We start from the raw sequence: 21,544 nt of genomic DNA, 5'->3' as shown, positions 1-21,544 counted from the left end.
TTCCTCGGGTGTGCTGGGTCAGCGGTGCGAGCGGCGGCGTACGGCGAAGAGGGTCCCCGCGCCACCGGCGACGAGTGCGACGGCCCCGGCGCCCAGGACGGTGTTGGTCGTGTTCGAGGACCCAGTATGTGCGAGCTCGTCCTCGGCGGGGGCGGGTGTGCCGGGCTCGGTGGCGGCGGGCGCGGGCGTGCCCGGCTCGGTGGGGGCGGCGCTCGGCGCCGCTGAGGGGGCCTCGTCTCCATTGCCGCCGGGGGCGGCACTCGGCGCCGCCGAGGAGGCCTCGTCTCCCTTGCCGCCGGGGGCGGCGGGCTCGGCCGAAGGCGGGGCGCTCGACGCTTGCGTCGGGACGCTGCCGGCGGACTCCGGGGGCGCCGGGCGAGGCGTCGCGGTGGCGGCGGCCGAGGGGCCGGCCGACGACTGCATCGGCGTGGCGTGGGCGGCGGGAATCGCGGCCAGAGCGGCCAACAGGCCGGTGGCCACGACGGCACTGCGCACAGGAACAAAGTGGTTCACGGTCGTACTCCACGGTCGGGGTGAAGGATGCCGGACGGCTCCCTTCACCCCCACACGACGCGCGAACCCACGGCAGGTTGCCGCCGTCGCACAAAAATCTTTTCCCGGCATCCGCGCACGACACATCGCAGGACACATCGCAGGACTCAACCTCCGTCAGTCACGGCCGAGCTGGGTCGATCGCGATCACACAGGAACGTCTTGCCGCAGCCGAGCGACCACGCGCTGACTGACCGCCCAGACAACCAGCCCACAGACGGCGAAAGTCACTCCGAGAATCGCGGTCCCCGCCCACCCCACCGCGGAGTACACCGCCGTGGTGGCAGTCGCTCCGAGCGCGGAGCCGAGGGAGTAGAAGAGCATGTAGCCGCCGATGACACTGCTCGTCCGGTGCGCGTACGCGGCGGTGAGCAGGTGCTGATTGCTGACGTGCACCGCCTGGACCGCGAAGTCGAGGACGAGCACGCCGGCGACGACCAGCCAGAGCGACCAGGACGCCTGCCCGGATGCCCACCACGACACGGCGAGCAGCGCGAGCGCGCCTCCGGTGACGAGATTGGTGTGCCCGGCGTCGGCCCATGTCCCCGCACGAGCGGCGCCGAGAGCGCCGGCCAGTCCCGCGATTCCGAAGAGGCCGATCTGGGCCGGGCTCAAATGCCACGGCTCGGCTGCGAGCGGTAGCGCCAGGCCGCTCCACAGCGTGCCGAAGGAGGCGAACAGGAAGAACGCGAGCAGGCCGCGCGAGAGGAACAGCCGCTCATGGAAGAGGCCAACAAGCGAGAGCAGTACGCCGCCGTACGTCGCGTGAGCGGAGCGGGGGTCGGCCGGCAGCAGCTTCAGCACGAGGAGCGCAAGCACGACGAGGAGCAGGGCCAGCGCCACGTAGACACTTCGCCACCCCCAGAGCCCGGCGAGACCGCCCGCGAGCACGCGGGCGCCGAGAATCCCGGTGATGACACCGGAGGTGACGATGCCGAGCGTGCGCCCCCGTTCGGCCACGGGCGACAGGTCGGCGGCGAACGCGACCGTGGTCTGCACGACGACCGCGAACAACCCCGCAACGGCCAGCCCGGTGAGCAGGAACCAGAGCCCGGTAGCGACCGCGGCCAGCAGCATGCCGACCGCGGCGAGGAGCAGGTGGCCGGCGATGAGCTTGCGACGGTCGAGCATGTCTCCCAGCGGTACGAGGAAGGCAAGGCCGGCCAGATAGCCGACCTGACCCGCCGTCACGATCCACCCCAGGGCAGCTTCCGGAACGCCCAAGTCACCGCCGATCTGGGCCAGTACGGGTTGCGCCACATAGACCGTCGCCACCGCCACCGCGCAGACCGTCGCAAGCAGCAGCCTCCGTCCGACCGTCAGAGACATCGCCCCTGCCCCTGTCACCGTCATCTCCACCCCCGCCAATCAGTAGCAAATTGCAACCGATTCCACGGTACGGCAGAATGGTTTTGATCCGCAACTCTTCAGGGAGAGTGATGACACAGACCACGGCCCGCACCGATGAGACGGTGCCGGACTGGACGGACCCCACCTGCCCGGTCGCCCGCACGCTCGACCTGGTGGGAGACCGCTGGAGTCTGCTGATCATTCGCGACGCGATGGACGGCGCGCGGGCGTTCACCGACTTCCAGCACCGCACCGGAATCGCGCGCAACATCCTCACCGACCGCCTCCGACGCCTGGTCGAACGCGGCATCCTCGACCGGCAGACGGCCCCTTCGGGGCGCCGTCAGCACTACGCCCTCACCGACACGGGACGCGACCTCTTCACCGTCATCGTGGCCATGCGCCAGTGGGGCGAGCGGCACGCCTTCACCCCGGACGAACCCCGCTCGGTCCTCGTGGACAGGGGCGGGCTCCCGCTGCCTGAACTGCGCCCCACCGACACCCACGGCGCTCCCGCCGACAGCCGCACGACCACCGTGGTGCGAGAGCACTGACCGGACGGCAGGTGCCCGCCGACGGACGGACCCCGACCCTGCGGCATGCCAAGCCACATGAACTGGTAGCCGGAGCGATCCGTAGGCGGCGGCCGCGCGCCCGCCGGACACGGTGGCACCGAGGATCAGCGGCTCACACCTTGACGCGATGCAGCTCGATGTCCCGGTTGACGAAGAGGTGAACGAACCCGCAGTGCCAGCAGATCAGCCCCGTCGCGGTCTCGTCCGCCCACGCCAGCCCGAGGAACTCGCCACCGGTACTGTTGAGTTTCACACCCCGTTCGCGAAAGAGATCACCGTCGCAGACCTGGCAGGTGATCCACTTTTCCCCCAACCACGCCCGAACTGCCTTCGCCATGACCTCTCCCCGTCGCTCCACTACACACGCCCCGGAACTCACCCGCTGTCTTCCGAGTCTTCCGAGTTCCGTCGCCGACGCTGAACTGTTCGCAGTTCTACACGAGATCATGGCGATGATCGAACACGCCAACCGGCACGTCCATATCCTCACGCGACGTGACCGGCCACCCCACCGCGCCCCGCGCCTGGCGTCACCCAGGCCGCCAGGAATGATTCTTCGAGCCCCACACGAACTCAGGCTCAGACACCTACTGCTGCACGTCGGAAGCGGGACCGCTCACGGCGCGTCCGCCCCACAAGGTCGGCCGCCGCCTCCGCCCAGGCGCCGTGGTCGAAAGTGAACCCGGCATCCCTCAGCCGCCCCGGCACCACCCGTCGGCTCTTCAGGAGGAGTTCGGTGTCGGAACGGAGAGCCAAGGCCCCGACTTCGGCCATCCACCGCGTCGCGGGCAACCCGACCCGCACGCCCCAAGCAGCACGCAGAACTCGCATGAACTCCCGCTGGGGCAGAGGGCCGGGAGCCGCGAGGTTGACCGCCCCACTGATGTCGTCCCGGCCGATGAGGAACTCCACCGCACGCACGAAGTCACGGTCGTGGATCCAGGACACGTACTGCGCACCGCCCGCGACCGGCCCACCCAGGCCGAGCCGCGCCAGCCACAGCAGGTAGTCGAAGACACCACCGCGATCAGGACTCATCACCATCGCCGACCGCAAGGCCACCTTGCGCGTCTGCGGGGTCGCGGCCCGCTCCTGCTCCCGCTCCCAGTTCTTCGCGATCTCGACGCTGTAGGCCCAGTAGCCGGGAACGCCGGGCTCGGCTCCGCCGATCGCGCCGCTCGCCTCGTCGTTCGGCGCATCGAAACGGTGGGCGTAGATGGTGGCGGTGCTCATCTGGAGCCAGATACGGGGTGGCTTCCGGGCGGCGGCGATCGCCTGGCCCACGACGCGTGCGGAGTCCACACGCGAGTCCATCATGGCGCGCAGATTCTCGTTGGTGTAGCGGCAACTGACGCTACGGCCCGCAAGGTTGATGATGACGTCACTGCCGTCGACCACCTCCGCCCAGGGGCCGAGCGTCCTGCCGTCCCACTGGACTTCGCCGTCCCGCACGGGGCGTCTGGTCAGAACGACAACCTCGTGGCCCGCAGCGGTCAACGCCCGCCGCAGCACACCGCCCACCTGACCGGTCCCACCGGGCAGCACTATCTTCACTGACCCCTCCCCTGACGCCTGGTGTCCCACAGTAGAGTCAGCGTACGACCCGTCCCGCCGGATACGGGGCGACCTCGGGATGCGTGGCCGTGGGGCCATCGAGGAGCGGCTGCGCGATGCTCCGCAAGTGAAGGTCGAAGAAGGCCGACACGTAGTCGCGGGTTATGCGCCACCCGCGTTCTCCGGACAGCGGCACGGCAGGGTCTGACAGGCCCAACTGCCCGGCCAGGTACGGCAGGTCCGTGAAGGAGAAGTGCTCGGCGCCGGCCACGGTGAACCAGCGTTTCCAGCCGTTCAGATGCTTCCACGCCTCGGGCCAGTCACTTGTCCGGTTGCTGGGGCTGTGGGTGGACTCGGTGCCGAGCATCATGAACGGGCGCCTGCCGAGCCCTGCCGCGGCAGGGTGCAGGAAAAAGTCGCCGTCCAGGTCGACCCCCGCCCGCACACGACGGTCGGCGGCCATGGTCGCCGCCGCGGTTGCACCCCCGATCGAATGCCCGCCGATCCCGATCCGGCTCCGGTCAATCACACGGGACAGCGCCCCGGCCCGTCGGCCGCTGGTCAACTCGCTGATCACGAAGGACATGTCCTTGGCCCGGCCGCGCACGACGGCCGCCTGCTCCTCCTGCGTGCCGACCCGGTCACAGGCCACACAGGTCAGCGTCCGGCCCCCGGGGAAGGCCGTGCCGACGGATTCATACGCGTGGTCCACAGAGGCGACGACGTAGCCGCGACTCGCGAGATCGTCGGCGAGGGAGGTGAGTGTGGTGCGTGGCATCGAGAAGCCCGGGGAGAGCAGTACCAGGGGGAAATGCCCTGGCGCCGGGCGAGCGCCCACGTGCGCATGGGTACGCGCGCCGGCAACGGTTTCGCGCGGCACGACGCCGCCGAGTCCCCTCGCCTCCAAGAGGAGTTGCGCCTCTTCGTCGGTCATGTACGCCGCCGGCAGACCCCTCGCCGAGCGCGCCGGGTATGCCACTGTCACCATCAGCTCCCGACCGCCGGCCGTCGGCACCCACGGGTCGGTGCGGTTGCGATCGACCAAGTGCAGGGTGCGTCGACCGACGGGATAGGGACCGGTGAGGGGCGGCAGTTCCAACCCGCTGCTGTACTGAGCTCGGGGCGCAGCCTGCTCGGTGCCGACGGAGACGGCCGGCGCGGCGCCCAAAAGCGGCGCGGACAGGGTCAGAGTGAGCAGAGTGGCCACAGCGGCACTGCGATGTCTGGAGGTCATACAGTCGAAGCTAGGCCCCGGTTCTCCACAACACGTCCGGCTCCAGGGCTACTTGACCGTACCCCTGTCGGTGGACCCCATCAGACCTCGGTATCACACAAGTGAGGGCGAACAGTACCGCTGGACAACACACCTTGGCGGAGGCCGAGTTGGACGGGCACGGCGTGGGTCAGTCCGTCGCCCGGTGAAGCGTCGTCCGGCCCAAGTGGGGTTCCGCGCGGGACGCGAGGACCTTGATGCGGACGCGGCTCGCGGTGACGGGGGCGTCCAGCGGCAGGAAACGCTGGTAGCCGATGGTGGTACCGGTGGCGATCTGCCGCCAGGCACCGCCGATCTCGGCCTCCACAGCGAATTTCTCCACCCGTTGCCCGTGCTCGATGTCCTCGCGGACCGCGACCCGGTCGAAGGTGGTCGTACCGTCGGCGTTCTTGGCCACCGGCCGGCCGTACACCTTCCGTACGCGTTGCCCGAACGCCGTCAGCTCGGCGACATCCGCGGCATCGATCGTTCCCGCCTTCGACGGCGGCACGTTGAGCAGCAGGGTCGCGTTGCGCCCGACACTCTTCTCGTACAGGTCGAAGAGCTGGGCGGCCGTCTTCGACTTCTGGTCGGGGTGGTGGAACCAGCCGGGCCGATTGGAGACGTCGGCCTCCGCGGGGAACCAGGACAGATGGGTCACGCCGGACTCGGTGAGGCGGGCCCGTGAGCCGATGTCGTCGGCGGTCGGGCCGTGCGGCAGCAGCCATTCGCCGTGGTACGTCCACGGGTCGGCGGTCGTCGGCACGACGCTCCACTCGGTCTCGCGGGCGATCCCGTCCTCGTTGCCGACCCAGCGCACGCCCGTCGGACCGCCGAAGACGACGGTGTCCGGCGACAGCGCCTCGATCACCCGGAACCACTCCTCGAAGCGGTACTCCTGGGTGATCCCGGCGTCGGCCCACGGGTTGGCGCCATCCAGCCAGAACTCGTCCAACGGCCCGTACTCGGTGAACAGTTCGTAGACCAGGTTCAGGTAGTACGCGTCGTAATCGTTGGCGTGCACGGTGAACGTCGGCAGCTTCCCCGAGCGCACGTCGTCGGCCCGGTCGTCGCCCTCCACCAGGGTGGGGATGGTGTGCTTCTTGACCGCGCTGCCGTTGCCGAACCGGCCGAGACCACCGGGCGCGCGGTCGCCGTCGTCGAGCGCGGTCTGCTCCACCGAGGTCAACTCCCCGCCCTCGGACTGCTTCTTCCGCAGTGACTCGATCCACTCGGCGTGCCAGGCGTGCGGCAACTCGCCGCCGTCGGAGGGCGAGAGATAGATCCCTACACGCATCCCGTGGGCGCGTGCCGCATCCACGTACGTGCGGACGACATTCGGCTGCCCGGGACTCTTGAGGATCGAATGAGGCGTGTACCTGCTGGGGAACAGCGTGAACCCGTCGTGATGCTTGGCGGTGATCATCGCGAGCTCGGCGCCCATCGCCTGGTATGTGCGGATCCACTGGTCGGCGTCGACGGCGGTCGGCGCGAACGTCGCCGCGTCCTCGGCGCCCGACCCCCACTCGCGATCGGTGAACGTGTTCATCCCGAAGTGCGTGAACGCCGTTATCTCCCGCCGCTGCCACGCCAACTGCCCTTTTCTGGGTACGACGTTCGCGGCCTTGGCGATGATCTGCTCCGGGGTGTCGTCCCCCGCGACCGGGATGATCGAGGCGGGGCGGACGCGGGCCCTGCTACCGGCCGGTGCTCCCGTCGGCGCGGCAGCGGCGGCGTACGCGCCGGTGCTGCCGAGGGCGGCGATCGCGGGGGCGGCTCCCAGGACACCGAGGATCTGGCGGCGAGACGTCATCAATCACTCCTACGGGCACATCGCTCGGATTTCTCTTCGCTGCGCTCCGGTGGATCATGACGCAGTAACGGATTTTCGGTAAGAGCTGTGACGGGAGTGGTCCCGTGTACCCCACCCACGACGAGGCGTTGACTCTCGTACACGGAACCACTCATCCGGTGTGGAGGCGTCAGGACGGAGCCACTGCGCGGCCGGTCTGCGGGGAGATCATGCCGGCACACAGACCGCGAGCCGCAAGCCCTTGCGCGATGCGCGGGATCGCCGCGCGTGTGTTGGCGGGCCAGTCGTGCATGAGGATGATCTGGCCGTTGGTGAGCCGTGCGGCGGCCTGCACGATCGCGTCGGTGCCGGCGCCGTTCCAGTCCTGCGAGTCGACGTCCCAGATGATCTGGGTCAGGCCGTACTTGGTCGCGACGGATTTCACCGTCGCGTTGGTCTCGCCGTACGGCGGACGGAACAGCCGGGGTTGGCCGCCTCCGCCGTTGGCTATGGCCTGTTGGGTGCGCGAGATCTCCGAGTCGACCTGTGCCTGGCCGAGCTGGGTCAGGTGCGGGTGGGTGTAGCTGTGGTTGCCCACCCACATACCGGCGGCTACTTGTGCGCGGACCAGGGACGGGTTGGCAGCGGCGTTCTGCCCCTGGTTGAACATGGTGGCGCGCAGCCCGTTCTGCTTGAGCGCGTCGAGCAGGGCCTGCGTGCCGCTGGACGGGCCGTCGTCGAAAGTGAGCCCGACGTAGCCGGTGCAGGCAGCGGCACGCGCCGATGCGGTGGTGTCGACGCCGAGGGTGCACGCGCCTGCCATCAGGGCGACGGCCAGCCCGGCCATCAAAGAGCGCGACGTACGACGTGGGGGGTTTCTGGGGGGCAGGTCGCTCATGTTCATGCTTCCTCCTGGTGGGGCCAGCGTGAGGCTGCTCAGCCATTGAGGTGCGTGTCGACGTCGATAGGCTGGCGCCGGGCTTTTGCGCTGTCAACTCTTTCGACGTAGAGAGCGAAACTTTGCAGTTCGACGGCACCCGCCACACACATCATCCGACCTGGTCATGGGCGCAAATCGGCTACACAGAAGGCGGGTTGGCGACCAGGAGCGGGATTCGGCCAGCATGACGAGGCATCAGCACGGCGAGAGTTTCGAAAATCTTTCGGAGCGCCGCAGGGCGAGATTGTGCCACCCAAACGCTTGGCCGGCCGCCCTCAGTGCAGCAGCATCAACGTCGAGTCCCGGAACGGCACCAGGCGCCGCAGCGCGGGCGACGGCTCGATCCCCAACTCCCGGTGCAGAGCCCGGCAGCACCGTACGTACTGCCGGGCCGCCTCCCAGTCGTTGCCTGCCGCCAGGTGCGCCCGGATGACCGCCCGGTGCGAGCTTTCCCGGAGCGGCTCGGCGCGCACCGCCGCCAGCCCGGCGTCCACCGCGACGCCGAAGCGGCCGACGGCGACCAGCCGCCCGCTCATGGCTTCCAGGGCGTGCAGGCGCAGTTGGTGGAACTGCTCGCGCTCGACGAGTACCCACTCGTCGTACCAGTCGGGCAGGACGTCCAGTGACAGATCGGCCAGGGTCGCCGCGGTGAGGCAGTCCTCGCAGGGGTCGGGGCCCTCGAGCAGACGGTGTGCCTGGCGGCTCACGGCCCGGACGTCGACGGCCACGCCGTCGGCCAGGGACAGGTGCTGCGCCGATGTCTCGATCAGCGGACCGCAGCGCCGGTTGACCCGCCAGAGGCAGGAGCGGAGGTTCGCCCCCGCGCGGTCCGGGCGCCCGCTGGGCCACAGGGCATCGGCCACACAGGCCCGGGACAGCGGTCGTTCCTGGAGGGCCAGCAGGGCGATGAGGCGCTGTGCGCCGGGGACCACGCTGGTTCTGCCGGCTCCGGTCGTCAGCCGGAAACCGCTCAACAGGCCGAGGGCGAGCCCGGCCGGAAAACTCGTCTCCATCCGCCTCTCCCCACATACTTCGGGGGTTCACCGGTGACCGGTGGGCATGGACCAGGCCGTCAGTCTAGGGGCGCCGCAGCCACCCGTCCGTCGTGTGACCGACCTCATCCGTGCGCCCTGTGCACGCTGTCGCCGGTCGTCACTCCGGCTCCGCGGGGGTCCCTCCTGTGGTGTCCGCCGCCTCGTCGGCCAGCAGCTCCAGGAGCCAGACACGGACGGCCGCGCATACAGCGTCAACGGTCGTCTCGACGGTGGTCAGCGACCGTTCGCTGTCCGCGACCCGGATGATCCTGACCCGCAAGCCTGTCGTTGGATCACCCCGTTCGACCCAGGCGCGCAGGACGGTCACGCCTTCCTGGTGTCCGCGAGTTCGCTCCATCGGGCAAGTGTGGCGGGCGGGCGTCTTTGCGGCGTCACCGCGGTCCGCCAGGGAGCAGCGGACAGGGCCGTCGCGCGCTCCGCGACGGCCCTGCGCGCCATCATCGTCCGGTGCCACCCGCACGGCTCCGTGGGAGCGGACCGGTGGCTGCCGCTCAGCCCGGTGCCGCGCGCCCTGCGTCCATGGACGACGCGTTCTCGGAGGAGTGACGGGTCTCCTGCGGGTCCTCACCGGGGCGGGACACCTGTCCGGCGTCGGCGAGCCGGACGAGTTCGGCGAGCCAGCCCGGAGCCTCGCCGCCGTCCGTGACGGGCCCGGCCGGACGCATCGATTCCGATACCGGGCTGGTGCGGTGGCCGTTCGTCATGGCCTGTTCGGCTCCCGCCGCGGGGGCGGATCCGGCGTCGACGGCGCCCGTCGCGGCGGTCTCGCGCGTCTCGGAGTGCTGCCGCCCCGGCCCGGCCCCCGGCGGCGGTGCCGCGCCCGCGTCATCGGCGATCGTGATGTGCACCTTCATGGCCGTTCTCCTCGCCTAGTTGAGAACCGCGTACCGGCCTTCGAAGTTCATCTGGGTACTGCCGATGTTCTTCACCGTCAGCCAGTACGTGACCGCCGTGGCCGAGGCCCGCTCGACTTCGGTCTCCCACTCGATCTGGGGGCTGCCCGTCTGCGGTGTCGTCGGCATGAAGTACCAGACGACGTGCCAGTCCTGCGGCCAGCCGAAGGTGAACCAGCGTCCGGTCTGCCCGGGGTTGAGTGTTCCGGTGAACTGTGTGCCTACTCGCATCGTCGTTTTCCTCTCACCATCCGAGAACCGCGAACCGGGCCTCGAAGTCGACCGAGTCGGCCACGAGGTTGGTCACGTCGATCCAGTACGTCGCGTAGGTGTCGTTGGCCCGCTCGACCCGGACCCTCCAGCTGATCTGCGGGGCGCCGGTGCGTGGACTGGTCGGGACGACCGTCCACACCACATGCCAGTGCGCGGGCCAGTTGAAGGTGAACCAGCGGCCGGTGCGCTTCCCGGCGAGGGTGCCCCGGAACTGGACGCCGACCCAGCTGCTCGTCTGGAGGGCCACCGGGATGAGCTGCCGCAGGTCGGGTCGCGTGCCGATGCGCTGGGTCGCCGGGCGTCCGGGCGCGTCCTGCTGCGGCGAGCCGGTGGAGCGCAGCAACTGCCGTGACCGCGAAGGCGACAGTGGGACACGGCCGTTCGCGCGCAGGACGCCCTGGGTGCTCGCCAGTGCGCCCACGACGATCGGTGAGGCGCTCGACGTGCCGCTGAACCGGTCGGTGTACCAGAAGTCCGCGTTGGTGCCCGCCTGGAGATCGCCGTACCCGGTGGTGGTCACCTCGCGTCCCCAGCCCTGCGCGTCCACGCAGGCACCGTAGTTGGAGAAGTCGAGGCGGGACCGGTCCGGGCCGTGCTGGGCGCCATGGGTGCCGGGCGGCGGCGCCCCGGCACCGACGATCACGGCGCCGGCGTCGAGGGCGGTGCGCCGGAAGGGGTTGCGCCACCAGGCCGGGAAGCCCGCCCTCGGGGTGTCGTAGTCGACGTGGTCCAGGTTCTCCGCTCCGTTGCCCGCGGCCTCGACGACGGTGATGCCCCGGTTGACGGCGTAGCGGATGGCCAGATAGTCGTCCGGCCACCATTCGACGGCGATGAACCCGACCTGGCCGACGCCGGTCGCGTGCGGTCCGGGACGGTGGATCTCCAGCAGGATGATGTCGCCGGGTCCGAGGCGGTCGGCGGCGTTCCGGATCGCCGTGGCCGTGGGGATGGAGAACGCGGACGCGCTGGTGACGGCGTCCGGCGCTATCCCGGTGATCCCGATCGCGTTGACGTCGCCACCGATCTCGCCGAGGACGGCGGTGCCGTGATCGGTGTCCGTGCTCCCGGTGCCGGAGACGATGCCGCCCTGGTTCAGCCGCAGGTCCTCATGGGTGAAGCGCCAGCCCCACTCGCAGTCGATCACCCTGACGCCGGCGCCGCGGCCGCCCGGCCGGGTCCAGGCGTAACGGGCGTCGATGCCGCCCGGAGCCGCGTCGAGATAGCCCTGCCGGGCGGTGAAGTCCGGACTCACGGGCGGCGCGTCCGCGCCCGTCGGCTGCATGTCGTTGAGCGGCGGGAGTTCGGCCTCCCCGCTCTCCTTCTTCTTCGAGGCGGTCTGCGAGGCGGCGAGGACGACGCCGGGCTTGACGTAGGCGCCCTCCACGGCGTCCGACGCGCGGAGCTGCTCGGCCAGCGCGTCCAACTGGTCGGCCGGCGCGTCCACATGGAAGAAGAGCCCCATCCGGTCGAGGACCTCCGCCGTGGCGTCGTCGGCGCCGATGTGCTCCGCGGGAGCCCCCGCCTGGGCGCGCAGCCGTTCCTGGTCCGCGCCGAACAGGGGACTGATGGTGACGTCGGCCTGGGCCGCCACGGCGTCGATACCGCTCACGGAGATGTCCGCCGTGACGGTCGCGCCGGTCGGTGTGATGCGCACCCCGGCGTCGGCGCGTGTGACACACACCAGCTCGGGGCGTCCGAAGAGTGGTCCGAATTCTGGAGCCGGGCGGTCGGTCCCCCGGCTGTTCCCCGCACCTGATCGCTGTGGCACAGCTGACTCCTTCACCGCGTTACGGAAGGTCCGCCGGTGGTTTCACATAGGCGGCCTCGACTGCCGGGTGGCCGCGCAGGGCCGTGGCGACTGCCTCGGCGTCCACGCCTGCGGGGACGGCGATCCGTTGCCATCCGATGAGGTCCGGGGCATCCGCGCCCGGGTACAACATCTCTGCCTCGACGCCGAAGCGACGCTCCAGCAGGCTCCGGACGTCCAGGACGTCGGCGGTGCCCGCCGGCGCGGGACCCGGCGACGTACGCAGTTGGACGATGACTTCGGCCTCGGCCACGGGTCTCTCCCCCGGACACTTTGTGGTGCCGCCTCTGAACGGCATGCTCGCGGTCACCAACCCGCCGACCCTAGGCGGGTGGCTGTCACCGGACCGTCACCGCGACGTCACCGCGGCCGCGATGTCCGGCACGTGGAGGACAGCGGCGGGCCCGCGATGAGCACGCGGCGGGCATGCGGTGAGCACGCGGTGAGCACCAACTTGTGCGTATCTCCCGTACGGGATGTGCCACTTGGAGTCCGGCTGCGCTACGCAGGAATGAGCCCCGCGAGGGCGGCACAGCCCGTGCGCCGCGATGGGCCAGGGGGGGGAATCATGGCCGATTCCGTACGCCGACAGGGGCCGCGAGAGCCCGAGACCGACCCGAAGGTGGGGGTCGAGGTCACTCGCGACTGGCAGGGAGAGCCGAGGCACCGCCTGGTGGCGATGGGAGACTCGCTGACACAGGGGTTCCAGAGTGGCGCGATCTTCAACACCGGTCTGTCGTATCCGGCAATCGTCGCGTACGAGTTGGGGTGCATCGAACGGTTCAGGTACCCCCTGTACGAGGGTGTCGGCGGGCTGCCCCTCAACATCGAGCTGCTCCTGCGTGACCTGGAAGCCCGCTACGGGCAAGACGTGGACTGGTGGGAAGTGCCGCTCGCGGCGTTCCGGGCCCGGGGGCTCATGGACCGGGTGGAGGACTACTGGGAGCGGGGCCCCGGCCGGACGGTGCCCTCGACCACGGCCATCATGCACAACCTCGCCGTCTTCGGGTGGGACCTGCGAGACGCGCTCTCGAAGTCGGCGGACGAGTGCCGCAAACGGATCGACACACCGAAGGACGACCCGATCAACCAGATCGTCCAGAACGCCGGCGAGCGCGCCGCCCTGCGCGCGTTGCCGACCCGGCCGCCGGAGGCCGGGGCCCTCGGTCAACTGGGTGCGGCTGCCGCGCTCGGCAACGACACCGACGGCACCGACGCCGAGCACGGCATCGAGACGCTGATCGTCTTCCTGGGCGCGAACAACGCCCTGCAATCCGTGACCGAACTCAAGGTGGTCTGGAGCGAGGACCCCGGATTCGACGACCTGGATCAGAAGGGACGCTTCACCGTCTGGCGGCCGGAGCACTTCAGGGCAGAGCTGCGTGAAGTCGCCTCCGCGGTCTCCGACATCAAGGCACGGCATGTCATCTGGTGCACGGTCCCGCACGTCACCATCGCTCCGATCGCACGCGGCGTGGCGGGCAAGACCGAGCCCGGCTCGGCGTACTACCCGTACTACACCCGCCCATGGATCAGCGACCGGGACTTCGATCCCGGCCGGGACCCGAGCATCACCGGCTCGGAGGCGCAGCAGGTCGACAGCGCGATCGACGAGTACAACGACGCGATCACCGCGGAGGTCCGGGAGGCCCGACGCCAGGGAAAGGACTGGTACCTGCTGGAGACCTGCGGCCTGCTGGACCGCCTCGCGTCCCGCCGGTACGCGGAGGACCTGTCGGCGCGTCCGGGCTGGTGGCAGCCGTACGAGTTGCCGCCCGCGCTGCGGGCGATGACCCCGCCGCCGAACTCGCACTTCCTCGCCGGCAAGGACGGACGGCGCACCGATGGCGGCCTGTTCTCGCTCGACGGTGTCCATCCGACGACGGTCGGGTACGGCATCATCGCCCAGGAAGTGATCAGTGTGATGCGGCTGGCAGGCGTCCAGTTCTTCAGGCCCGACGGACGCACCCCGCGCCAGGACCCGGTACTGATCGACTTCGACCGTCTCATCCGCAACGACACACTGGTCAACCAGCCGCCGGGGAACCTGACTTCGACCCTGCGTCTCATCGGGTGGGCCGACGAGTCCATGGATCTGTTCCGTCGCATCTTCTCCGGCTTCTGATCCTGCCGGTGCCGACCCTCACCCCGTTCGCCGCCGGCCGCTGGCCGCAGCACCGCGGGCCGCTGTCTCCTGGCGCGCGCGGAAATATTCGCTCGCATACGCCCCACCGGCCTGCCTACCCTTGGCCCGCTGCTTCCTTCCGCACCGGCATCCGTTGCCCGTGCGGCCGAACCACCGGGCCCCGCGCCCACCGAGAGGGTGTCTTGATGACCCGGCCCGCGCCGAGCGCGCCTCACCGCGACGTACCGCGTACACGTACCGCACGTACCGCACGTACACACCGCGGGTAACCGACCGATCCAGCCGTCGAGGCCGCTCGGCCTGCTCTTGCTGTCGATGACCGACTCCCCAGCAAGGAGCACAGGTGTCCGAGCACACCCCCAGCCCGAACCCCAGTCCCACCCTCAAGATCAGTACGTTCGTCTGCGCCTGGTGCGGTCTCACCGTGACCATCGCCGATCCGGACGGCCGTAGCCGTAACCACTGCCCTTCGTGTCTGCACTCGCGCCATGTCCTGGACCAGGTTCAGGGTGGCCGCACCGAGTGCCACGGCCGGATGTCACCGATCGCCATCGCCGTCCTGCGGGCCGGCGACTGGATGATCGTCCACCGCTGCGTGCGGTGCGACGAGCTCACCTCGAACCCCGTGAGCCCCGATGACAACCAACTGGTGCTGATGCGGATGGCGGTACGGCCACTGGCCCAACCGCCCTTCCCCCTCGAAACGTTCGGCACACTGTGAGCGGGGAGGCCCGGCATGCCACGCCGTAACCGAACGTCGTCCGAAGGCCCCGTCCCCCGGCGGCGCCGACAGCGCGAAAAGGACATCCTCCACGACCAGCGCGACGGCCACCGCACCCGCGACTTCCGCTGCGCGGGCTGCCGCCTGGAGGTCTCCCTCGACGCCCCGGGCAGCGGCCACCGCAACCATTGCCCGAACTGCCTGACCAGCCTGCACGTGGACGCCCGGATCCCCGGCGACCGCGCGTCGGACTGCCGGGGCCGGATGGACGCCTTGACGGTGTCCTGCCGCCCGGACGGGGAGTGGCTGATCGTCCACGAGTGCCTCTCGTGCGGCGAACTCTCCACCAACCGCGTCGCGGGCGACGACAACGCCCTGGTCCTGATACGCCTCGCGGTGCTCCCCCTCAGGGCCACGGGCCGAGCGGCGAACCGCACACTGTTGATGCTGTGAGGTGAGGTGAGGTGAGGACCGGGCCGGTACGGAACAGCCCCCGTACCGGCCCGGCAAGGTGGTGCGAGCGGCTTCGTCCCACTGCGAACCGCACGGCGATTTGCCGTTGAGCCCACGACGGCCGACATCACTGCTCTATCGTTAAGCCCGGCATCGCCTTCTGCGACAACAGCCAACGGCCGGGCCCTCCCCGCTGTTTCCCGGGTGACCGCTTCCGCGGACCCTCTTTCTTGCCGACCACGTCCGTCGGCGTCCTCGTACAACTCCCCCGGCCGTCTTCGTCTGCCCCGTGCCGGTCATCAGCGCTGCGCACAACCCGTAACTGTCGCTCTTCCAAGAGGTGTCATGCGCACGTGCTCTTCCGAAACCGGTACCCACCAGCGAGCCGCCATGGCGGCCCTGATTGTGCTGGCACTGGGCGCTTTCGTCCTCGGCACGAGCGAGCTCGCCATCGCCGGACTGCTGCCCGCCATCAGCGCCGACCTGGAGATTTCCACCGGTGCCGCAGGCACTCTCGTCTCCGTGTACGCCGTGGCCGTCGCGCTCCTGGGCCCCGTGCTCACCGCGATGACCAGTCACCTGTCGCGTCGTCAGGTCCTCGTGGGGGCATCGGTGGCGCTTGCTGTCGGGAACGGCGTCACCGCCGTCGCCACCCATTTCCCAGCCCTGTTGGTGGCCGGGGCGCTCACCGGTACCGCCGCGGCGATGTATGCGGCGACGGCCCTGACCGTGGCCACGACGCTGACCGGACCGGAGCGTCGAGGACGGGCTGTCGCTGTCGTCTTCGCCGGGATCACCGTTTCCGCTGTCGTCGGGGTTCCCGCGAGCACGCTGCTGGGGGACGTGTTCGGTTGGCGTGCCGTCTATGGCGCGTTGTCCGCCCTGACCGTGGGAGTCCTGACAGCCGCCGTCCGCCTGGTGCCGGAACCCCCGCCGGAGCCCGCGTCCAGTCTGTCGACCAGGCTCAAGGTGTTGGCGAAGCCCCGCCTGCTGGTCACCTTCTCGGTCAATGCCCTTGTCACTGCCGGCCACTACACGGCGTTCACCTATCTGGTCACGCTCCTGACTCAACAGACCGGCCTCAGCACCACCACGGCCAGCATCCTTCTGCTGACCAGCGGTGTTTCCGGCACAGTCGGCACCCTCGTGGGCGGCACAGCCGCCGACCGACACACCCGACGTGCTCTGGTGACCTCTGTCGCGCTGCTGGCCACCAGCCTGATCGTCATCCCGCTGGTGATGACCAGCCCGGTCCTGATCTGGCTCGTCGCCTTGCTCTGGGCAGCAGCCTTCAACGCCTTCAGCACCACCGCGCAGGTCAACGTGTCCCTGCAGGCCCATCCCGCCACCGACATCGCCGCAGCAGCCAATATCTCCGCGTTCAACGCCGGCATCGCGGGCGGCTCGGCTGCGGGCGGAGTCGTCCTTCACTCTGCCGGTTTCACAGGTGTCGCCCTCACAGGCGCTGGACTCGCCGGCGCGGGACTCATCGCCGCGCTCCTTCTGCCGGTGGTTCGTACGGGCCGGTAGTGGTCGTGGGTGGAATCGAGGACGCCCTCGCCACGAGCCGCGCCGTGCAAGCCTCCGCGTACCGCGTTCACTTCTGCTTTCCGCAGGGTTCCAGTGATCACGGCGAGGGGTCCCGTGGTCTGGTGGGCATCGGGGACGGCGCCGTGGCGGGCCAGCAGAGCAAGTACCGGTGACAGATCCTGCGTTGGCGCTTCGAGTACGAACCGGTCGACGGGTTCACAGACGGTCGTCCCGGCCCGTTCGAGGGCCTGGCGGACCACCACGCCGGTGGTGCGCCTGACCTCTGCGGCCTGTGGGGCCGGCGGTTGGTAGTCGCTGCCGGTAACGGTGACCCGTGCGTCGGTCACCCGCCAGCCGTGCGGGCCGACGGCCAAGGGTTCGTGGAGGTAGTCCAGCAGCGCCGCCCGGTATCCGTCGACGTTGCCGTAGACGTGCAGGGGCAGCGTGGACCGGTCCGCAGCAATGACGAGTGCGACTCCGGTGCCGGGTGCGGCCGGCTCGACGGTCACGGCGAGCGTGTAGTTGTACGGGTGACCGGGTTCGCCCATGTGCAGCGCCGCGCTGCCGGTCCCGGAGGGACGTTCGATGCAGACCACGCCGGTGTCACGGAAGTCGACGTCGATGCCGTATTCGGCTGCCAACGTGTCGGCCAGCACCTCCTGTTGCACCTCGCCGTAGATCCTGATCCGCGCGGCACCTCGCTCGGGCCGCAGGCCGATCAGCGGGTCGACGTCGGCGAGTTCGGACAGGGCCCGATGCAACTCGCCCTGCCGGGACGGGTCTTGGGCGACCACCCTGGTCTCGAAGCCCGGCGCCGGCAATGCTGCCGCCGCCGCGGTGGCGTACGGGCGGCAACCGATCCAGTCTCCGATCCGAGCACCGTCCAGGCCCCGTACGCGGGCGATCTCACCGGCCGTCGCGCGATCGCACCGCATGGCACCGCCGGGCTTGAAGACCTCCAGCGCCGTCACCGTCGCCGACCGGTCACCGCCGAGCGACACCCGATCGCGGACGCCGAGCGTTCCGGCACGCAACCGCACCGTACAGACCCGCTGCCCTCCCGACCGTTCGACCTTGAACACCTGCGCCACCGCTGGTGCGTCGTCGTCACCGACCGCCACGGGAAGCGCCACGGGAAGCAGATCGATGACGGACTCGATCAGAGGACGGACGCCCGCACCGGTCCTGGCCGAACCGAACAGAACCGGGTGGACACCACCACCGGCACGGGTCAGCGCGCCGAGGGCCGCACGCAAGCGTCGCGGTCCGATGGATCGGTCCCGGGCGAGCCAGTCCTCAAGTAGACCCTCGTCATGTTCCGCGATCAATTCCGTCAGACGCTCCGACTCGACCGGGTCGTCCCACGCGCACGGCGCCGCCTCGGCCGCGGCCGTGCCCGGGTTGTACACGTGACCGAGCGGCACGAGTGCCGGACTCAGGCGGCTCCGGATCCCCTCAAGGACCCGCTCGGGAGCCGCACCGGTCCTGTCGATCTTGTTGACGAAGAAGACCACGGGGATACCGAGGCGGCGCAACGCCCGGTACAGCACGATGGTCTGAGCCTGCACACCCTCCACGGCGGACAACACCAACACGGCGCCGTCGAGGACCGCCAGCGAGCGGTCGACCTCGGCGATGAAGTCGGGATGGCCCGGGGTGTCGACGAGATTGACGCTTACGTCGTCGATCGCGAATGCCGCGACGGAAGAGCGGATCGTGATGCCCCGTTGCCGCTCCAGGGAGAGGGTGTCGGTCTGGGTCGTGCCGTCATCCACCCGGCCGACCTGTTCGATGGCACCGCCGACATGCAGCAGCGCCTCGGTCAGACTGGTCTTGCCGGCATCGACGTGGGCCACCACGCCCAGATTGAGCCGCCGGGCGCTGGTTGCCGGGCCGGCGGTGGCGGTGTCATGACGTACGGGGGTGGGAGGGTTCGGACGGTTCATGGCTCCTCGTGTGCAGGTCGGGGGCGACGGCGGGGCACACGAGTTCGCGCATGGTGAAGTCCGTTTCTCTCGGTTGATCAGGGACCGGTCGATCAGGGATCGATGGGTCAGGGGCGATGTTCCAAGCGGCATCCAGCGCTGTCAACGCAATTCCGCGCGCTGCCGCGCTCGCCCCGGCCGCAGCCGTCAGCCGCTGGGATGCAACAGATTGGGATGCAACAGATGCAGTACTTGTCGGCGCTGACTACCGGTGGTGTCGGTCGTACCTTGACTTGGCGACGCGTCGGCAGACGCCGCTCCCGACCGACACGCAGAAACTGATCAGCGTGGCCGTGCCCCAACGCGCGTCGTTCATGACGCAGCCATAGGCCGCGATGCAGGAGCACAGGGTCATGAAGAACGTGATCGAGCAGACCATTCGCAGTGGGACCAGGTACCACATCGGCTTGCCTGCGCCCGCGGTCACTGCGGGCCGACCGCGATCGAATGGGCCTCCGGGCTCCATGTCAGCGGCTACGCCCTGGACGATGGCGGCGAACTGCCGATCGATGTCCGCGTCCGAGAAATCTTCCCTACGGTCCTCGCTCACGGTGAACCCCGTTTCGCCGACCAGCGCCGATTGCTCCGATCCTCCCGTGGCCGGGAGACCACGTCAACGCCGAGCGTAGGCCGGGTAGTTGGGCAGCCATCAGTGGACGGGGGCCTTCCCCCCTCCCCTCTGCCGCGCACCCCGCACGCGTCGGCGACCGCTTTGACAACCTCCCGTCGCCACTTTACCTTCATGATGGAATTGTTTCACCATGGAGGTATCGAGCATGCGCGACCCGTCCCCCACCACCGACGGGACCACCGAACCCCAGCGATGGCGGTGGCTGATCCTGGTCGTGATGATCATCGCGGAGATCATGGATCTCCTTGACGCGTCGATCGTCAACGTCGCCGGGCCGGCGCTGGAGGAATCCCTCGGCGCCAGTTCCGTCGGTCTGCAGTGGGTGATCGGCGGTTACGCCCTCACCCTTGGAGCCGGGCTCGTGCTCGGCGGCAGGCTCGGTGACCGCTACGGGCGCCGCCGCATGTTCCTGATCGGCCTGACCGCCTTCACCGCCGCCTCGCTTCTGTGCGCAGTCGCACCGAACATCGCGGCGCTGATCATCTTCCGGCTGCTCCAGGGCACCGCCGGGGCGATGCTCCTGCCCCAGGGCCTCGGCCTGCTGCGGGAGAACTTCTCCGGGCCCGAACTCACCAAGGTCTTCGCGATCTTCGGCCCCGTCCTCGGCCTGGGCGGCATCATCGGCCCGGTCCTCGGCGGCTTCCTCATCGAGGGCGACTTCTTCGGCCTGGGCTGGCGGTCGGTGTTCCTGGTCAACCTGCCCATCGGCCTCGCGGCACTGATCATCGCCGCGAAGTTCGTACCCAAGAAGCCGGGCGACCGCACGGTGCGGGTCGACATGACCGGCGCGGCCCTGGTCGTGCTCTCCTGCGCCCTGTTGGTCCTGCCCCTCAACCAAGGGCAGGAGAACGGCTGGCCGCTGTGGACATGGCTGTGCATGGCCGCCTCCGCGATCGGGTTCGCCCTGTTCGCCGTGCAACAGCGCCGCACGGCCGCGGCGGGCCGGGAGCCGCTGGTCACCCCCGCCCTGTTGCGCAAGCCCGCCTTCACCGTCGGACTCGGCGGCATCGCCCTGTTCTTCGGCGGCCTGATCGGCACGCAGCTCGTACTCACCCTGTTCCTCCAGATCGGTCAGCACTTCACCGCCGGAGACGCGGGACTCGGCAACCTGCCGCTCGCCATCGGCACCGCGATCGGCGGAGCCGTCAGCGGTGCGTTCCTCGCCGACAAGATCGGCCGCAAGGTGCTGCAGATCGGCCCGCTGATCCAGCTGGCCGGAGCGGCTCTGCTCTGGTTCGAACTGGACGGCCTCGACTCCGCCTCGTTCTCGATCTGGGACATCGCCCCCGGCATCACGGTGGCAGGCATCGGAGCGGGCATGGTGATCGCCGCCCTGTTCAGCTTCATCCTCGCCGCGGTCGACGACGACGAGATCGGCTCCGCCTCCGGCGTGCTGTCGGCCGTGCAGGCGGTCGGCGGATCCATCGGCGTCGCGATCTTCGGGTCGGTGTTCTTCGCCCAGGCCAAGACCGGTGACTTCACGAGCGGCTTCCACCGCGCGCTGATCGTCCAGGCATGTCTGCTCGTGGCATTCCTCGCGATCACGTTCCTGCTGCCCAAGCAGGGGCGCCCCGAAGACGAACACCACGGCATCGCCACCGAGGACCCCGCCGACACCCGACACGCCGCCGTGTGATCCCCGGCCGGGAGCGTCCATCCAACGGCGGCGGCCCCGGCCCGGCCACCTCCCGTACCGACACCGCCAGAAGCCGACACCGTCACAGGCCGCGAGCGGCAGCTCGCCGTCAACTACACCAGCGTGGTGGCCGGGATCGAGGCGGTGGTGCCGTTGCTGCCCGATGGCGGGCGCATCGTCAGCATCAGCTCGGGTGTGGCTGCTCGGGCCGGTTTCCAGGGGATGGCGTACTACGCGGGCACGAGGTCGGCCCTCGAGGGATTCAGCCGGGGCGCGGCCCGCGACTTCCTCGCCGGCCCGCAGGCCTCCTACGTCACCGGTGCAGTGCTGAGGATCGACGGCGGATACGGCGCATAGCCCGACCGCGGACGGCGGTGGCCATATCAAGGAATTCTCGCA

At 69.7% G+C, this 21,544-nt stretch carries 21 protein-coding genes and 1 pseudogene; 7 read left to right on the top strand and 15 right to left on the bottom strand.

Features of this window, described 5'->3' with window-relative positions:
• Positions 1-18: 18 nt before the first annotated feature.
• Together OHA73_RS38995 and OHA73_RS38990 are read right to left on the bottom strand one after the other, a co-directional pair.
• A complete protein-coding gene (locus OHA73_RS38995; protein WP_327657508.1) occupies positions 19-495 on the bottom strand; it encodes an LAETG motif-containing sortase-dependent surface protein in 477 nt (158 codons plus the stop codon).
• Between the two features lie 204 nt (positions 496-699).
• Positions 700-1,875 carry an MFS transporter gene (locus tag OHA73_RS38990; RefSeq protein WP_327658613.1) on the bottom strand — a complete coding sequence of 392 codons (1,176 nt, stop codon included), beginning with the start codon at positions 1,873-1,875 and terminating at the stop codon, positions 700-702.
• 116 nt (positions 1,876-1,991) lie between these two features.
• Between OHA73_RS38990 and OHA73_RS38985 the strand changes: the two genes are divergently transcribed.
• A complete protein-coding gene (locus OHA73_RS38985; RefSeq protein ID WP_327657507.1) occupies positions 1,992-2,456 on the top strand; it encodes a winged helix-turn-helix transcriptional regulator in 465 nt (154 codons plus the stop codon).
• A 133-nt stretch (positions 2,457-2,589) separates the two neighbouring features.
• Here OHA73_RS38985 and OHA73_RS38980 read toward each other — a convergent pair whose 3' ends face one another.
• The 11 genes from OHA73_RS38980 to OHA73_RS38930 form a co-directional block, all read right to left on the bottom strand.
• Entirely contained in the window at positions 2,590-2,814 is a 225-nt protein-coding gene (locus OHA73_RS38980) for a hypothetical protein (RefSeq protein ID WP_266723340.1), read from the bottom strand.
• 242 nt (positions 2,815-3,056) lie between these two features.
• Positions 3,057-4,031: an epimerase gene (locus OHA73_RS38975; protein ID WP_266723338.1), complete on the bottom strand. Its 975-nt coding sequence runs from the start codon at positions 4,029-4,031 to the stop codon at positions 3,057-3,059.
• Positions 4,032-4,068: 37 nt separating this feature from the next.
• Positions 4,069-5,265 (bottom strand): alpha/beta hydrolase family protein, encoded by a 1,197-nt coding sequence (locus OHA73_RS38970; protein ID WP_327657506.1) that lies wholly within the window; start codon positions 5,263-5,265, stop codon positions 4,069-4,071.
• A gap of 169 nt (positions 5,266-5,434) precedes the next feature.
• A complete protein-coding gene (locus OHA73_RS38965; RefSeq protein WP_327657505.1) occupies positions 5,435-7,096 on the bottom strand; it encodes an alpha-L-fucosidase in 1,662 nt (553 codons plus the stop codon).
• A gap of 169 nt (positions 7,097-7,265) precedes the next feature.
• Positions 7,266-7,973 (bottom strand): polysaccharide deacetylase family protein, encoded by a 708-nt coding sequence (locus OHA73_RS38960; protein WP_327657504.1) that lies wholly within the window; start codon positions 7,971-7,973, stop codon positions 7,266-7,268.
• Between the two features lie 317 nt (positions 7,974-8,290).
• Positions 8,291-9,028, bottom strand: a complete 738-nt coding sequence (locus OHA73_RS38955; protein WP_327657503.1) for an AfsR/SARP family transcriptional regulator — start codon at positions 9,026-9,028, stop codon at positions 8,291-8,293.
• Positions 9,029-9,167: 139 nt separating this feature from the next.
• Positions 9,168-9,407, bottom strand: a complete 240-nt coding sequence (locus OHA73_RS38950) for a hypothetical protein (RefSeq protein WP_266723331.1) — start codon at positions 9,405-9,407, stop codon at positions 9,168-9,170.
• Positions 9,408-9,561: 154 nt separating this feature from the next.
• On the bottom strand, positions 9,562-9,924 hold the full coding sequence (locus OHA73_RS38945; protein WP_266723330.1) for a hypothetical protein: 363 nt from the start codon (positions 9,922-9,924) through the stop codon (positions 9,562-9,564).
• A 15-nt stretch (positions 9,925-9,939) separates the two neighbouring features.
• On the bottom strand, positions 9,940-10,194 hold the full coding sequence (locus OHA73_RS38940; protein ID WP_160503574.1) for a hypothetical protein: 255 nt from the start codon (positions 10,192-10,194) through the stop codon (positions 9,940-9,942).
• Positions 10,195-10,207: 13 nt separating this feature from the next.
• Positions 10,208-12,004, bottom strand: coding sequence for a S8 family peptidase (locus tag OHA73_RS38935; protein WP_266723327.1), 1,797 nt, complete (start codon positions 12,002-12,004; stop codon positions 10,208-10,210).
• A 19-nt stretch (positions 12,005-12,023) separates the two neighbouring features.
• Positions 12,024-12,296: a hypothetical protein gene (locus tag OHA73_RS38930; protein WP_266723325.1), complete on the bottom strand. Its 273-nt coding sequence runs from the start codon at positions 12,294-12,296 to the stop codon at positions 12,024-12,026.
• 315 nt (positions 12,297-12,611) lie between these two features.
• Here OHA73_RS38930 and OHA73_RS38925 point away from each other — a divergent pair, with 315 nt between their 5' ends.
• From OHA73_RS38925 to OHA73_RS38910, 4 genes are all read left to right on the top strand, one after another.
• Positions 12,612-14,168: a hypothetical protein gene (locus OHA73_RS38925; protein ID WP_266723323.1), complete on the top strand. Its 1,557-nt coding sequence runs from the start codon at positions 12,612-12,614 to the stop codon at positions 14,166-14,168.
• Positions 14,169-14,532: 364 nt separating this feature from the next.
• Positions 14,533-14,910, top strand: coding sequence for an RNHCP domain-containing protein (locus tag OHA73_RS38920; protein ID WP_327657502.1), 378 nt, complete (start codon positions 14,533-14,535; stop codon positions 14,908-14,910).
• Between the two features lie 15 nt (positions 14,911-14,925).
• The gene (locus tag OHA73_RS38915; RefSeq protein ID WP_266723319.1) at positions 14,926-15,363 is read left to right on the top strand and encodes an RNHCP domain-containing protein; all 438 of its coding nucleotides are present in this window, start codon (positions 14,926-14,928) and stop codon (positions 15,361-15,363) included.
• A 390-nt stretch (positions 15,364-15,753) separates the two neighbouring features.
• Complete coding sequence (locus tag OHA73_RS38910) at positions 15,754-16,893, top strand: MFS transporter (RefSeq protein WP_327657501.1); 1,140 nt, start codon at positions 15,754-15,756, stop codon at positions 16,891-16,893.
• Here OHA73_RS38910 and OHA73_RS38905 read toward each other — a convergent pair.
• Together OHA73_RS38905 and OHA73_RS38900 are read right to left on the bottom strand one after the other, a co-directional pair.
• Positions 16,791-18,839, bottom strand: a complete 2,049-nt coding sequence (locus OHA73_RS38905; RefSeq protein WP_327657500.1) for a GTP-binding protein — start codon at positions 18,837-18,839, stop codon at positions 16,791-16,793. The genes OHA73_RS38910 and OHA73_RS38905 overlap by 103 nt on opposite strands.
• 244 nt (positions 18,840-19,083) lie before the next feature.
• On the bottom strand, positions 19,084-19,428 hold the full coding sequence (locus OHA73_RS38900) for a hypothetical protein (RefSeq protein WP_327657499.1): 345 nt from the start codon (positions 19,426-19,428) through the stop codon (positions 19,084-19,086).
• Positions 19,429-19,654: 226 nt separating this feature from the next.
• On the opposite strand from OHA73_RS38900, the gene OHA73_RS38895 reads away from it, so the two are divergent.
• Complete coding sequence (locus OHA73_RS38895) at positions 19,655-21,145, top strand: MFS transporter (RefSeq protein ID WP_327657498.1); 1,491 nt, start codon at positions 19,655-19,657, stop codon at positions 21,143-21,145.
• A 93-nt stretch (positions 21,146-21,238) separates the two neighbouring features.
• Positions 21,239-21,502, top strand: a pseudogene (locus OHA73_RS38890) (SDR family oxidoreductase); the annotation flags it as partial.
• Positions 21,503-21,544 lie beyond the last annotated feature (42 nt).

This window comes from Streptomyces sp. NBC_00483 (assembly GCF_036013745.1).
In the GTDB taxonomy this organism is placed as follows: Bacteria; Actinomycetota; Actinomycetes; order Streptomycetales; family Streptomycetaceae; genus Streptomyces.
The sequence above is the reverse complement of the archived record's forward strand: the minus strand, read 5'-3'. Positions and strand labels throughout refer to the sequence as shown.